Origin of the sequence: Acinetobacter sp. YH12211 (assembly GCF_013418015.1) — a bacterium.
In the GTDB taxonomy this organism is placed as follows: Bacteria; Pseudomonadota; Gammaproteobacteria; order Pseudomonadales; family Moraxellaceae; genus Acinetobacter; species Acinetobacter towneri.
Map to the genome: position 1 here is coordinate 1 of NZ_VPCW01000013.1, position 13236 is coordinate 13236.

Below are 13236 nucleotides of genomic sequence, written 5' to 3' on the forward strand. Positions count from 1 at the left end.
AGGGTGGATGCGGTAAAGGTCGCCCTAAGAAGCAGAAAGCAAGCGAAATCCGTGAGGAAGTCGCCTAAGAGCTTTGCTTTTAGAATCCCCCACTTGAGTGAAAACGAAAGTGGTGGGAGTATGTCAACCATCTGCTTCAGTGTTGTTTTGTATTTCCTGTGTTTCTACAATTCGTGTTACTAAAAGTTGGTCAATTTTAAAATGATCGACATCGACCACTTCAAATTTATAACCATCAAAAAGTACAGAATCGGCAGGGCGAGGGATTTTACGCAGCTTATACATCATAAAACCTGCAATGGTTTCATAATTTTCATCATCTGGCATTTCATCAATTTGCAGCGCGTGTTTAATGTCTTCAATTGGCGTGCTGCCATCAATCAGCCAAGAATTGTTATCACGTTTAATAATTTGCTGGTCTTCTTCAATAGGTGTTACCCAATCGCCCATCACAGTAATCATAATATCAGACAGGGTAATCACGCCCACAACCAAAGCATATTCATTAATCACCACGGCAAATTTTTCTTTGGTCGAGCGGAAACGATCTAAGACTTCAGACAGCGTGAGTGTATCTGGAATGGTCAATACATTACGGATGGTGCTTTCATTCAGTTGCAGTAAAGATTGATTATTGAGGATTCTGACCAGAATATCTTTGGCATCGACATAGCCAATAACATCATCAATATTTTCGCTACAGACCAAAAATTTGGAATAAGGATATTCTGCAAGTTTTTGACGAATACTGGCTTCAGATTCCTTTAGGGTAAAAAACACCACATTTTCACGTGTAGTCATACTCGAAGGCACGTTACGTTCTTCAAGTTCAAACACGTTTTCAATAAAGTGATGTTCCTGCTTTTGTAAAACACCTGCTTGAGCGCCTGCATCCATGACTGCAGAAATATCATCAAATGTAATATTGTCTTCGCGCGTGGTGTTTACTTTGAATAAACGGAACAGCACGTTGGCAATCGCATTAATCATCCATGCCAAAGGCTTGCATATCCGAATAAAAATTTGAATCGGATTAATCACCGATACCGCAATTTTTTCAGGGGCGATCATTGCCAAACGCTTAGGCATTAGGTCGGCAAATAAAATAAACAGCGAAGTCACTAAGGTAAATGACAAGGCAAAACTAAGCGTTTCAGCCCATGGTCCTTGATAGAAGCGCACAACTAAGTTGTAAAAATAAGGACGGAATGCGCCTTCACCTAAAATACCACCTAAAATGGCAACTGCGTTTAAGCCAATTTGTGAGGCAGCAAAAAAATCAGCTGAGTTTTCTTGTAGGTCTAAAACTTTTTGGGCACGTTCATCGCCTGATTCGGCTAGAATTTTCAGTTTAACTTTACGTGCACCAGCCAACGCAATTTCAGTCAGCGATAAAAAACCAGCTCCGACAATGAGGATGAGGATAATAACAATATTCTGGAAGAGGCTCACGAATCCACCTGTGGATTATATTATTTTAAATATAACAATTTGAATCTTTATTAAATCATGATTAAACAATGAGGAATATCGAAATATTCCTCATCTGAGTATAAGCGTTTGTACCAATAAGTTCAGTGAATTTTTAATTAATAGGCTGAAAATTGAGAGTTATTCAGTAAAAACTCACGGTTTTCTTCTTCAATCATTTGGCGCGCTACATATAAAATCAATTGGCGTAACCAACGGTGTGCAGGGTGATGATGTAACAACGGACACCATGCCATCTTTAATTCAAATTCTGGAATATAAAATGGTGGGTCTTTAATCAGTAAACTTTGGCTTTTGGCTTGTAAGCGCGCAATACGTGTAGGTAAGGTTGCGACTAAATCTACATTAGACGCGAGTAGTGCAGGCATTTGATAATGACGGGTAAACACCGAAATTTTACGTTTTTGTCCAATACGCTCTAAAGCTTGATCAATCCAACCCAGTCCCGCTTGTTTCTCTGGATTCACACCAAAACCAACGCCCATACCTGTTTTAGAAACCCAAATATGTTGTGCATCTAAGTAGCTTTTTAAATTCAGGTTATTGGCAGCAGGGTGTTTGTGATTGAGCAGGCAAGAAAAACTATCACGCCAAACTAAAACCTGATGGAAACTTTGTGGAATTTCATTAAAACGGTTAATCGCCAAATCGACTTTACCTTGTTCCATGTCGCGATAAGACACATCACTCGGGGTTAAAAAGTCTAATACCACATTAGGTGCTTCAGAGCGTAAAGCTTTAACCAAGCGTGGGACTAATGTGGCTTCTGCGTAATCGGAGGTCATAATCCGAAATACACGATTTGAAGTATAAGGGCGGAACTCAGTACGCGGCTCCAAAATCATAGAAAGGTCAGATAAGGCATCGCGGATACGCGGTTGTAATTCTAAGGCACGTTCAGTTGGCGTCATGCCTTCAGAAGAACGAATCAGCAGGGGATCATTAAATAAATTGCGCAAACGACGTAAAATGTTACTCATCGCAGGTTGGGTAACGCCCAATTGTTCTGCAGCACGGGTTACATTTTTTTCACGAAGTAAGACGTCAAGATAAATTAATAGATTAAGATCAACCCGCTCCAGATTCATAAAATAAATACCGAAAATAAAATCACTAAATTATTGGAATTATGCCATAAGCCGTAAGGCTTGTGTATAAATTATGATGAAAAAATCGACGAGATAAATAGCAAAAAATCTGAATAAAAACAGCCAGCCCCATCATTATTTCCTAAAGAAATGTAAGCTGCCTAGCACTGCATCTATACTTTTTAATATTAAATGCAAAAACACTTAAAAGCATTGGCAGAACTGATAGCAGATTCTATTTTGTATGAAACTTATGCACTTACATTGTGCTGAAAAGCAGCAAAATTTTGCTAAAAAATGGCAGAAATCGCCAATGCAAGCATTTTTTATGAAATGCAAGACTTAAGTCTAATGCAGAAAATATCGGCACAGAGATGAATTTGTAAGCAAAGATATTTGATTAATTTTCTAAATAAGGTTTTTAAAATCAATATGTTGTGTTTTTATTGTTTTTGTGAATTAAGACTTTGATCTATACATTTTTTTAAAAAATACCGAGAATTACACGAGAATATTGGATTAATTCATTCAGTCACTCTACTCTGTATTCATCGTAACGAAGTGCTCTAAATCTGAGCAATCAAGCATAAGCGCGATTTAGCCTTCGATTGATAAATCCTAAATAATATTACAGGGTACAATATCATGACTACATACCAAACAGCGATTGATGCAATCCGCGAATTAAAAGCAAAATTCGGCAACACTTGGGCAGACATCAGTCCTGAAGATGCTGCGCGTATGCAAATGCAAAACCGTTTCAAAACTGGTTTAGATATTGCTAAATATACAGCTGCGATTATGCGTCGTGATATGGCTGCTTATGATGCTGATTCAAGCAAATACACTCAATCTTTAGGTTGCTGGCACGGTTTTGTTGCGCAACAAAAAATGATTGCGAACAAAAAATACTTCGGTACTACTGAACGCCGTTATATCTACCTTTCTGGTTGGATGGTTGCTGCACTTCGTTCAGAATTCGGTCCACTTCCTGACCAATCTATGCACGAAAAAACTTCTGTTCCTGCATTGATCGAAGAAATCTACACATTCTTACGTCAAGCTGACGCGAAAGAATTAAACGATTTGTTCCGCGCACTTAAAAAAGCACAAGACGCTGGTGATACTGCTAAAGCTGCTGAAATCACTGCTCAAATCGACAACTTTGAAACTCACGTTGTGCCAATCATTGCGGACATCGACGCTGGTTTCGGTAACGAAGAAGCAACTTACTTATTAGCTAAGAAAATGATCGAAGCGGGTGCTTGTGCTCTACAAATCGAAAACCAAGTTTCTGACGCTAAACAATGTGGTCACCAAGCTGGTAAAGTAACTGTTCCACACGAAGACTTCATCGCTAAAATCCACGCTTTACGTTATGCGTTCTTAGAAATGGGTCTTGACGACGGTATTATCGTTGCACGTACTGACTCTGAAGGTGCTGACTTGACTCAAAAAATCCCAGTGGTTAAAGAGCCAGGCGACATCGCTTCTCAATACATCAGCTACTTAGACACTCAAGAAATTGACATCTCTGAAGCGAAAGAAGACGAAATTCTTATCAAGCGTGATGGTAAATTACACCGTCCTAAGCGTTTAGCTTCTGGCTTGTACCAATTCCGTGAAGGCACTCAAATTGACCGCGTTGTACTTGACTGTGTAACTAGCTTACAAAACGGTGCTGACCTTCTTTGGATCGAAACTGCGACTCCAAACGTAGAAGAAATTGCACACATGGTTAACCGTGTGAAAGAAGTTGTTCCAAATGCGAAGCTTGTTTATAACAACTCTCCATCGTTCAACTGGACTTTAAACTTCCGTCAACAAGCTTACGACCGTTGGGTTGCTGAAGGTAAAGACGTATCTGCATACGACCGCGCTAAATTAATGAGCGCTGAGTACGACGATTCTGAATTGGCTGCTGAAGCTGACGAAAAAGTACGTACATTCCAAGCAGACGCTTCTCGTGAAGCAGGCGTGTTCCACCACTTGATCACTCTGCCTACTTACCACACAGCTGCTCTTTCTACTCACGAGCTTGCTCAAGGTTACTTCGGTTCTGAAGGTATGTTGGCTTATGTTGCTGGCGTACAACGTAAAGAAATCCGCGGTGGTATCGCTTGTGTTAAACACCAAGCAATGGCTGGTTCTGACATCGGTGACGATCACAAAGAAATTTTCTCTGGTGACAACGCGCTTAAAGCAGCGGACGAAGCTAAAAACACAATGAACCAATTCAACGCGTAATCGCTTGATGGTTTAAAAGAAAACCCTGCTGATGCAGGGTTTTTTTATGGCTATTTAAAATAGTCAAAGAACTTTGAAACATCCTTAAATTGATGTTCCTTCATTTATGAAATGCAGCAGCTGTAACCTATTTAATTTTGATCACATCTGCCTCTACAGAAGCAGGGTAATGGAAAGACACCTTAATCCATTGTTTTTGTTGTGCAGGAATTGGTTCTAAAAAATGCGGATCGACTACGGCTGCATATTCTTGATATTGCTGATCGACCAAAACCAAGTCATTGGCATGTAATTGTAATGCTTGATCAGATTGATTGTGAATTGCCAGAAAATAATCGTGTGCCATCACAGGGTCGTTTAATTCTTTGACCTCAACATTTTGTACGTGTTCAGCCTGAATATCGACATGCTTCAGGGCATTACTGACTTGCATATTTTCTACAGGATGTAAGAAAACCTGAGTTTCATTTTTCTGCTGATTTTGTGTCTTTTTCTGATTGTATAAGCTGAATTTAAGACCGTGCGCTGTGAGTTGAATACGTGCATAGGCTTGCCCATTTTCTGTATTGAGCAACCATTCATTTGCCGTGTTTTGCGATGGGTGTTGGTTCTGTTTGTCTTGCTGATTGTTGCCCTGAGCAGCTTGAATCGTTCCCGCCACTTGGTTTTCGCGCTGGCGCTGTTTCGAGCGTTTAATGTCGATGAGTTGAAAGGTTTGATCATCATTCAGGCGTAAATGAATCACATGCTGTTCACAGTTGTCACAAGGCAATAAGGCTCTAAAGTTACCTGTAGCTTGTCCTGTCCATGAAGTTGCTGAATTTTGAACTTCAGTTTTGGGCGTAATTTGTGGCTCAGAAGGCAAAGCGGATTGATATTCCCTGCTTGGATCAGTTGATCCGCAAGCTACTAAAAATAAGCTAAGTGTACTGAGTGCAATCGGATAACGATTCAGCATAAATGTTCTGAACTTCAAACTTGTCTTGCTGCCACCTTAAACTTTCACCTTGTATCTGAAAAGCCAATTTGCCTTATTTTTAATGAAGATTTGTAGCAAATCATAACAAGCCAGATGTTTTAAAGTTTTAAGTTTCACTTCAAGGATTACATCGGATTAGACCGTAAAAAACTCAGCAAACTGTGCGTAAATTTATATATTTACCATTTTAAACTTGCTTGAATCTAGCAATGAATAAGCGCAAAAACAGTATGATTTTGCATGGAATGACAAAAATAAGATGAGTGCAGGAAATTTTTATACATTTATAAAGTATTTGTTTATTTATTCGTCGTTTTAGACTTTTGTATTTGTCGATGCTTGCTAAAATTCGCACACTTTATTTGGGGTATGCGGTTGTGTTTGAAAAGTTAGCTGAGCGAAGCTTAAATTTAATGGGTTGGGAAATCGACAATCATTGTCCGTTGGAATTAGACCAATATGTGATGATTGCTGCACCGCATACCAGTAATTGGGATGCCTTATATGCACGCTTAGGGCTTAAAGCTTTGGGCGTTAATGTTCGCTTGACCATTAAAGACAGCTATATGAAATTGCCGTTTGGGCCATTTGTCCGTGCGATGGGAGGTATTGGTATAGACCGTCGTCCGAAAGCACCAGGCGAAGCACGACCTAGTATGGTTCAGCTCATGACGGACTTATTTAAAAACCATCCTAAATTGGTGATGTTGGTGACGCCTGAAGCCACACGTGCGCGTCAAGAACAATGGAAAACAGGTTTTTATCATGTTGCGCTAAATGCAGGTGTGCCAATTGCTTTGGCGTATATGGATTACGCAAAAAAGAAAACGGGTGTGGGAAAAATTGTGCATCCAACCGGCGATTTTGAAAAAGATATGGCTGAAATCATGGCATTTTATGCGCAGGTTCAAGCAAAATTTCCTGAAAGTTTTAGTGTCGATACACGTTACTATTCAGAATAAGCACACTATTTCAGTGTAATAATCTATCAAAACTAAAAGACAGGGGATTATCCCTGTCTTGCTTTAAAACGTGGATTGGATTTGCAAATCACAAATAATTTGCCACGACGTTTCACAATTTGACAATCGGCACGCGATTTTGCACTTTTTAAAGATGAACGAACTTTCATGAAGATAAACACTACAATATGTAATGTTATAATATTACATTAATAGATGACTCTTGAAAAGTGTCGATAGTCATAAAATTACCGCGTATCTTTTAAGGAGAAAATTTAAACAACAATCTTTTGGTATAAGCCCGCACGTACAGTTCCCGCTTTGCTCTCTTTAACTTTTTGCCAAGTCTGCGGTAATTTTAACAGGTTTAAATCACGATCTGCTTCAACATAAATCAGACCTTGTGCCGCAATGAGTGGATCAGCCAACCCTGCCAATTCTTCCCATAAATCTAAACTATAAGGCGGGTCTAAAAATACCAAATCAAACTGATCTTTTAGTGTCGCCAAAGCATGTTGTGCGGTAGAAACTTTTAATTGTGCTTTGCTTTTATTGACGCGTAATAATTCTAAATTTTGCTGTAAAAACTGTGCTTGTGTACGGTTTGGCTCAATCATGACCACGTGTGCCGCACCGCGAGACAGGGCTTCAAAAGCTAAAGCGCCCGAACCTGAACAGAGGTCTAACACTTTGGCGTTTTGCACATCCCACATTAACCAGTTGAATAAGGTTTCGCGCACTCGGTCGGGCGTAGGGCGTAATCCCTCAATTGAAGCAAAAGCCAACTGACGACGTTTCCATTCTCCACCAATAATGCGTAGTTGATTTTTCATGGCTTAGTCGCTCTCAATTGGGTTAGTGGGTACAACTGCTGTTGGCGCAGTTGCAGGTGGATTGGTTGGAGCTGAACTCGGAGTAGTTTGCGAAGGATTTGGGTTGAGCGCAGGGTGATTGGTTGCTGTATTCGGATTATTCACGTTATTCGTATTTGGTGCAGTAGATGAAGGGACTTCACCACTTGGCAATTCACTTGGTTCTAAACCTGCAGTCATTAAGCCACCACTCACTTGTGCGGCAGATGGACGAATTGGCTTTTTATTTTTATTCAGTAACCAATAGTCTAAAATTGGACGCGCCAAAGCCGTTGCTGCAGAACCACCGCGACCATTTTCTAGAATGATGGCAATTGCGATTTCAGGGTTTTCGGCAGGAGCGAAGCCAACAAATAAACCGTGGTCAAGCTGACGGTCGGTCAATAAGGCTTCGTTATAGCGTTTACCTTGCGCAATACTTTTAACCTGTGCTGTACCTGTTTTACCTGCAACTGAATATTGCAAGCCGCCTTTAATCCCTTTACCTGTACCTGATTGAATCACATCAACCATGGCATCACGCATTTTAATCCAGTCTTCTTCTGTGCCGTTAAAGTCAATTTTTCCGTTGGTACCATTGTGAACTTTAAATGGTTTCGCGCCACGACTTTCACGTAACACGTGCGGTGTGACTTTAAATCCTTTGTTGGCGGTGATGGCGGTGGCCATTGCTAATTGCAATGGTGTCGAGGTAAATGCACCCTGACCAATACTGACGGAAATTGTTTCACCTTTCATCCATTTGGCTTTGCGCGTACGCATTTTCCAGTCCGGGTTTGGGTAGAGTCCTGTGCTTTCACTTGGTAAATCGACCCCAGTTTTTTCACTAAAGCCAAATTGACGCATCCAGTCGTTCATTTTTTCAATGCCCATGCGATACGACAATACATAGAAGTAGGTATCACACGACACGACTTGAGCTTTGTGCATATCGACAATGCCATGCCCAGTTTTTTTATGGTCACGGAAACGGTGGCTGTCGCCTGGTAAAGTGAAATAACCATAATCCTGAATGGCGGTTTTCCAGTCGACATAGCCATAATGAATACCGCCTAAACCAAACATCGGCTTAATGGTAGAACCCGGTGGATAAACACCTTGTACTGCACGGTTATAGAGTGGTTGATCTAAATTATCGCGTAAGGCAGAGTAGTCGGTATGGCTAATACCTGTGACAAATAAGTTAGGGTTAAAACTCGGACTGGAGACTAAAGCTAAAATTTCACCTGTACGTGGGTCAAGTGCCACAATTGCACCACGGCGTTCTGCCAGTTGTTCAGAGGCGACCACTTGCAAGCCATAATCCAATGACAAAAACAAATCATTGCCACGTACAGGGTCTTTACGTCCTAAATTGCGCAGCACATTACCATGTGCATCGGCTTCTACAGATTCGTTGCCGGGTACGCCATGTAGCAAGTGCTCATACGATTTCTCCACCCCAATTTTGCCAATCAAGTTGGTGCCTGCATAAGCATCTTTGTCAATTTCTTTCAGTTCTTTGTCGTTAATGCGCCCGACATAACCAATCACGTGCGCAAATAAGTCACCATGCGGATAGTAACGTGTCATCTGGGTTTCAATATTGACCCCAGGGAATTGAAATTTAACTTCACTAAAACGGGCAATATCCGATTCATTTAAATTCAGCTTGATCGATACACGTTCAGTTTTACGTGAAGTTTTAATCCGACTTTTAAAGCGATCGATATCTTCTTCTGTCAGTTGTAAAACAGGTGTCAGTCGCGCAATGGTATCGTCAATATCTTCAACATCTGCACGGCTTAAAGTGGCTGAGAACACAGGGTAGTTATCTGCCAATAACACACCATTGCGGTCATAAATATAACCACGTGCAGGTGCGAGTGGTTGTAGCCGAATTCGGTTTTTATCTGATGCAGTCGCAAATTCATCGTAGCCGCTAATTTGTAAAAAGGCATAACGAGCCACCAACAGCAGCAAGAAAAAAACCACAACACCCACCGAAAAAAAGATGCGATTGCGAAAAATACGCTTCTCTTGCTGAGCATTTTTTAACGGATAGTGTTGTTTCATACAAAAATTGGCTTAACAAAAATGAGGGAGAACGAATTTGGACTATTCTAACGCATCTATTGGCAATTTTGAGTAACCATGTTTGACTGAATTGCCCGATTTAACCTAGAAGATGGGCGCAATCTTAATTTTTGACTTTAGCGACATCAAAATTGTAATTTGCTGTATATAAGAATCCTGACAATTCTGCTAGAGTCAAAACACGAAAACAGGATTGTTTTTAAAATTAAAACAAATGGACACTGGTGACAATAATGACAAAAGTCTATTCTTTCGTGGCATTACTTGCCTTTTCAAGTTTTAGCTCTGCTGGGAACACTACTTTTTTACCTGAAGCAAAAATTAGCGCAGATAGCGCAAAAACCTGGAATGTAGGGGCGGGTATTACCCAAAAATTACTGCATTTGAATGGTGAATGGGTCAATCCTTATGGCATTGCCTATCTAAAAGCGGGGGCTTTTTTAAATGGTGACCATGAAGTCGGTGGGCAAACAGGTTTTCGTTACCCATACCACCTCACAGGTAAAGACAAAAATGGTTATTATATTGGCGCTTACGCAGGACACCTAGAATCTAAATGGGTGGATGGTGAAGAAAAAGCGCGTTTAGGTGCAGGCATTGATCTGGCTTATGTATTACTGAGCCCTGAACGCATCAGTAGCTTTAGTGTTGGCATTGGCGCAGGTGAAAAATTGGAAGATCGACAAGGGCGAGTGATTGCGGAAACTGAGCCTAGACTACAATTTTCCTATACGCTCAGTATGGGTTTGTAGTCAGAATAGTGACTTTTAACTACTTTAGAATCTTGTAATTAGAACTAAATATGGAAAAAATGCATGCTTGAGTACGTCAATCAGTTGTGGCAAACCTTTTTGAATCGTCCAGATTTTTGGGCCGTGCTCAGTATTATTCCTGTGACTGCTTTTGTGACTTGGGCGCACGTGTGGATGGCACTAAAAATGGTGTTCTATCCAATTAGCTTTTGGGGCTTTCACCTTGGGCCTATTCCTGTGGGATGGCAGGGGATTGTACCGCGTAAAGCAGGGCGTATTTCAGGCATCATTACCGATAACACATTGTCAAAATTAGGTTCATTGCGTGAGTTTCTCAATGCTATGGACCCTGACGATATGGCGCGTATTATTGGTGAGCAAGTGGGTTTTGAACTTGAGCACTTAATTGATGAGGTCATGTTAGACCGCAATGCTGTGCTTTGGGAAAACCTACCGTATTCGATTAAACGCCGTATTTACGCACAGGCGCATAAACAATTGCCAGGTGTGCTGCGTGAATTGGTGACTGAACTGACCTTGAATGTTGAATCCTTGGTGGATATGCGTGAAATGGTGGTCAGCCAAATGGAAGGTGATCGCCGCTTAATGGTGCGTATGTTCCTAAAAGTCGGTCAAAAAGAAATTAACTTTATTTGGCATATCAGTGCATTGATTGGGATGTTCTTTGGTATTTTCCAAATGATTGTTTGGTTTCTTGTACCATGGCACTGGACGGTTCCATTTTGGGCGGCAATTTGGGGCTTCTTGACCAACTGGATTGCGATTTGGATGGTATTTAACCCAGTCGAACCACATTACGTGAAATATCCGCAGTTCTTTAAATTGACTGAAAATCGTCAATTTCCATGGATTAAGCCAGTGATTCCACGCATTGGGACTTATAATATTCAGGGTGCGTTCATGAAACGCCAAGAAGAAGTCTCGGATGTGTTTGCAACGGTAGTCACAGAAGATCTGATTACGTTAAAATCGATTATGACTGAAATGATGTATGGCAGTAAAAAAGACAAAACCCGCCGTATTGTCAAACGCCACATCAACGAAATTATGGAAACACCATTGGTTCGTACCTCTTTACAGTTGTCTTTGGGGCCAAAAGAGTATGCCAAACTCAAGACTGACTTGATTGATCGTTCGATTGAAATTACGATGGTGCCTGTATGCGACCCTGCCTTTAATGCGAGCCGTGCACAGAAAATTTATCAAATGTTCAGAGATCGTATTCGTGAACTGACGCCAAAAGAATTCCAGAATCTCTTGCGTCCTGCCTTTCAGGAAGATGAGTGGATTTTAATTGTCTTGGGTGGTGTAACTGGTTTTATTGCTGGTTTAATACATTTGTTTGTCGCTTTCTTATAAGAGGATGCTGGCTGCGTAAAGGGCGATGGCTCTGATATGCAACGAGTGTCAAATACATTGTTAAAATGAGGATGTTTTTTTATGCGCATTATCTTACTCGGACCACCTGGAGCAGGTAAAGGTACACAAGCTCAGTTGATCTGTAAGCGCTACAATATCCCACAAATTTCAACCGGTGATATGCTCCGTGCTGCAATTCGTGAAGGTACTGAATTAGGTCTACAAGCCAAAAGCGTCATGGACGGTGGCGGTTTGGTATCTGATGAACTGATCATTGGCTTAGTGAAAGAGCGTATTGCGCAGCCAGATTGCGTGAATGGTTGTATTTTTGATGGTTTCCCTCGCACTATTCCACAAGCTGAAGCCTTGGAAAGCGAAGGCATCAATATCGACCACGTGATTGAAATTGATGTTGCAGACGAAGAAATCGTACAACGTTTGTCTGGTCGTCGTCAGCACCCTGCATCTGGTCGTATTTATCACCTTGTTTACAATCCACCAAAAGTGGAAGGTAAAGATGACGAAACTGGCGAAGATTTGGTTCAACGTCCAGATGACCAAGAAGAAACCATTCGTAAGCGTTTAAAAGCGTATCACTCAGAAACTGAGCAATTGGTTGGCTTCTATCAAGGTCGTGCTGCTTCTGGTGAAAATGCACCAAGCTATAACAAATTGAATGGTCTTCGTCCAATTGAAGAAGTTCAAGCAGATTTGTTTGCTATTTTAGACCAAGCAAAATAAGTCTAGGTCTTAGACCAAGTCTGTTTAAAAGAAAATAAAATCGTTTAAACAGGCTGCTTGTTTTGACTTTAAAAGAGTCCTGATTCATATTAGGGCTCTTTTTATTTGTTTCAGTTTGGGAGAGTGCTTTGCAACATGCTGCTGTGATCATCATGTTATTGGCAAGTATTGCCGTTTTAGGCTTTCTTGTTTTTGTGAGCTATAAGTTGTTGCGCAATACACAAGCTCAGAATTCGGCTGAAAAAAAATCAGGCAAGCACTATCAATTGCATCCGAAACTTAAACAACAGCAAGAGCAACAACGTCAGTCTGAAGATTCTCAGGATAAATAAACCATCACACATCTGCAAAAGATTGCAATTTTAAATTTGGGCAGTTTTTATAAAACCTTATGAAAAAGAATAAAATTCTATTAATAATTCTTGTGGTTGGTATTATTACTTTAGGTATTGTAATTTTTATAAAATCTCAAGCAGTTACAGAGACAAAAAGATTAGGTAACGGTGAAAATACCAACCATGAAGAAACAAGTTCATCTCTGTACAATCTTGTGCATAGATTGCACAGTTATCCACACGATTTTGGATGATCCACATTGCTTTGATGATCTAGCTTGTCTTCAATAAGTTTAGATCACTTTGCAAAACT

Annotated in this window: 12 protein-coding genes; 6 read left to right on the forward strand and 6 right to left on the reverse strand. The window is 40.6% G+C overall.

Annotation, left to right across the window (positions count from 1 at the left end; translation table 11 throughout):
- Window positions 1–123 precede the first annotated feature (123 nt).
- Together FTU98_RS08190 and FTU98_RS08195 are read right to left on the reverse strand one after the other, a co-directional pair.
- A complete protein-coding gene (locus tag FTU98_RS08190; RefSeq protein WP_104852324.1) occupies window positions 124–1452 on the reverse strand; it encodes a hemolysin family protein in 1329 nt (442 codons plus the stop codon).
- A 137-nt stretch (window positions 1453–1589) separates the two neighbouring features.
- Window positions 1590–2579, reverse strand: coding sequence for a LysR family transcriptional regulator (locus FTU98_RS08195; RefSeq protein ID WP_004977282.1), 990 nt, complete (start codon window positions 2577–2579; stop codon window positions 1590–1592).
- 645 nt (window positions 2580–3224) lie between these two features.
- Here FTU98_RS08195 and FTU98_RS08200 point away from each other — a divergent pair.
- Window positions 3225–4826: an isocitrate lyase gene (locus FTU98_RS08200; protein WP_179994050.1), complete on the forward strand. Its 1602-nt coding sequence runs from the start codon at window positions 3225–3227 to the stop codon at window positions 4824–4826.
- Between the two features lie 127 nt (window positions 4827–4953).
- On the opposite strand, the gene FTU98_RS08205 is transcribed toward FTU98_RS08200, so the two are convergent.
- Complete coding sequence (locus tag FTU98_RS08205) at window positions 4954–5784, reverse strand: copper resistance protein NlpE N-terminal domain-containing protein (RefSeq protein WP_179996063.1); 831 nt, start codon at window positions 5782–5784, stop codon at window positions 4954–4956.
- A 356-nt stretch (window positions 5785–6140) separates the two neighbouring features.
- Here FTU98_RS08205 and FTU98_RS08210 point away from each other — a divergent pair, with 356 nt between their 5' ends.
- Complete coding sequence (locus tag FTU98_RS08210) at window positions 6141–6767, forward strand: 1-acyl-sn-glycerol-3-phosphate acyltransferase (RefSeq protein WP_104852321.1); 627 nt, start codon at window positions 6141–6143, stop codon at window positions 6765–6767.
- A gap of 47 nt (window positions 6768–6814) precedes the next feature.
- On the opposite strand, the gene ykgO is transcribed toward FTU98_RS08210, so the two are convergent.
- From ykgO to mrdA, 3 genes are all read right to left on the reverse strand, one after another.
- Window positions 6815–6937: a type B 50S ribosomal protein L36 gene (gene ykgO, locus FTU98_RS08215; protein ID WP_026438469.1), complete on the reverse strand. Its 123-nt coding sequence runs from the start codon at window positions 6935–6937 to the stop codon at window positions 6815–6817.
- Window positions 6938–7042: 105 nt separating this feature from the next.
- A complete protein-coding gene (gene rsmD, locus FTU98_RS08220; protein WP_004970724.1) occupies window positions 7043–7600 on the reverse strand; it encodes a 16S rRNA (guanine(966)-N(2))-methyltransferase RsmD in 558 nt (185 codons plus the stop codon).
- A gap of 3 nt (window positions 7601–7603) precedes the next feature.
- Window positions 7604–9694, reverse strand: coding sequence for a penicillin-binding protein 2 (gene mrdA / locus FTU98_RS08225; RefSeq protein ID WP_180050988.1), 2091 nt, complete (start codon window positions 9692–9694; stop codon window positions 7604–7606).
- A gap of 254 nt (window positions 9695–9948) precedes the next feature.
- Here mrdA and FTU98_RS08230 point away from each other — a divergent pair, with 254 nt between their 5' ends.
- From FTU98_RS08230 to FTU98_RS08245, 4 genes are all read left to right on the forward strand, one after another.
- A complete protein-coding gene (locus FTU98_RS08230; RefSeq protein ID WP_180050991.1) occupies window positions 9949–10467 on the forward strand; it encodes a hypothetical protein in 519 nt (172 codons plus the stop codon).
- Window positions 10468–10530: 63 nt separating this feature from the next.
- Window positions 10531–11847 carry a hypothetical protein gene (locus tag FTU98_RS08235; protein ID WP_167846149.1) on the forward strand — a complete coding sequence of 439 codons (1317 nt, stop codon included), beginning with the start codon at window positions 10531–10533 and terminating at the stop codon, window positions 11845–11847.
- A gap of 81 nt (window positions 11848–11928) precedes the next feature.
- Window positions 11929–12588, forward strand: coding sequence for an adenylate kinase (adk, locus tag FTU98_RS08240; RefSeq protein WP_004970717.1), 660 nt, complete (start codon window positions 11929–11931; stop codon window positions 12586–12588).
- Window positions 12589–12716: 128 nt separating this feature from the next.
- Window positions 12717–12920 carry a hypothetical protein gene (locus tag FTU98_RS08245; RefSeq protein WP_004970716.1) on the forward strand — a complete coding sequence of 68 codons (204 nt, stop codon included), beginning with the start codon at window positions 12717–12719 and terminating at the stop codon, window positions 12918–12920.
- Window positions 12921–13236: the final 316 nt, after the last annotated feature.

What these genes read in the sequence shown, in the direction of transcription:
- FTU98_RS08195 (WP_004977282.1), bottom strand. Translation starts at nt 2,579, where the DNA reads ATGAATCTGGAGCGGGTTGATCTTAATCTATTAATTTATCTTGACGTC.
- adk (WP_004970717.1), top strand. Translation starts at nt 11,929, where the DNA reads ATGCGCATTATCTTACTCGGACCACCTGGAGCAGGTAAAGGTACACAA.
- FTU98_RS08235 (WP_167846149.1), top strand. Translation starts at nt 10,531, where the DNA reads ATGCTTGAGTACGTCAATCAGTTGTGGCAAACCTTTTTGAATCGTCCA.
- mrdA (WP_180050988.1), bottom strand. Translation starts at nt 9,694, where the DNA reads ATGAAACAACACTATCCGTTAAAAAATGCTCAGCAAGAGAAGCGTATT.
- FTU98_RS08200 (WP_179994050.1), top strand. Translation starts at nt 3,225, where the DNA reads ATGACTACATACCAAACAGCGATTGATGCAATCCGCGAATTAAAAGCA.
- FTU98_RS08230 (WP_180050991.1), top strand. Translation starts at nt 9,949, where the DNA reads ATGACAAAAGTCTATTCTTTCGTGGCATTACTTGCCTTTTCAAGTTTT.
- rsmD (WP_004970724.1), bottom strand. Translation starts at nt 7,600, where the DNA reads ATGAAAAATCAACTACGCATTATTGGTGGAGAATGGAAACGTCGTCAG.
- FTU98_RS08205 (WP_179996063.1), bottom strand. Translation starts at nt 5,784, where the DNA reads ATGCTGAATCGTTATCCGATTGCACTCAGTACACTTAGCTTATTTTTA.
- FTU98_RS08210 (WP_104852321.1), top strand. Translation starts at nt 6,141, where the DNA reads ATGCTTGCTAAAATTCGCACACTTTATTTGGGGTATGCGGTTGTGTTT.
- ykgO (WP_026438469.1), bottom strand. Translation starts at nt 6,937, where the DNA reads ATGAAAGTTCGTTCATCTTTAAAAAGTGCAAAATCGCGTGCCGATTGT.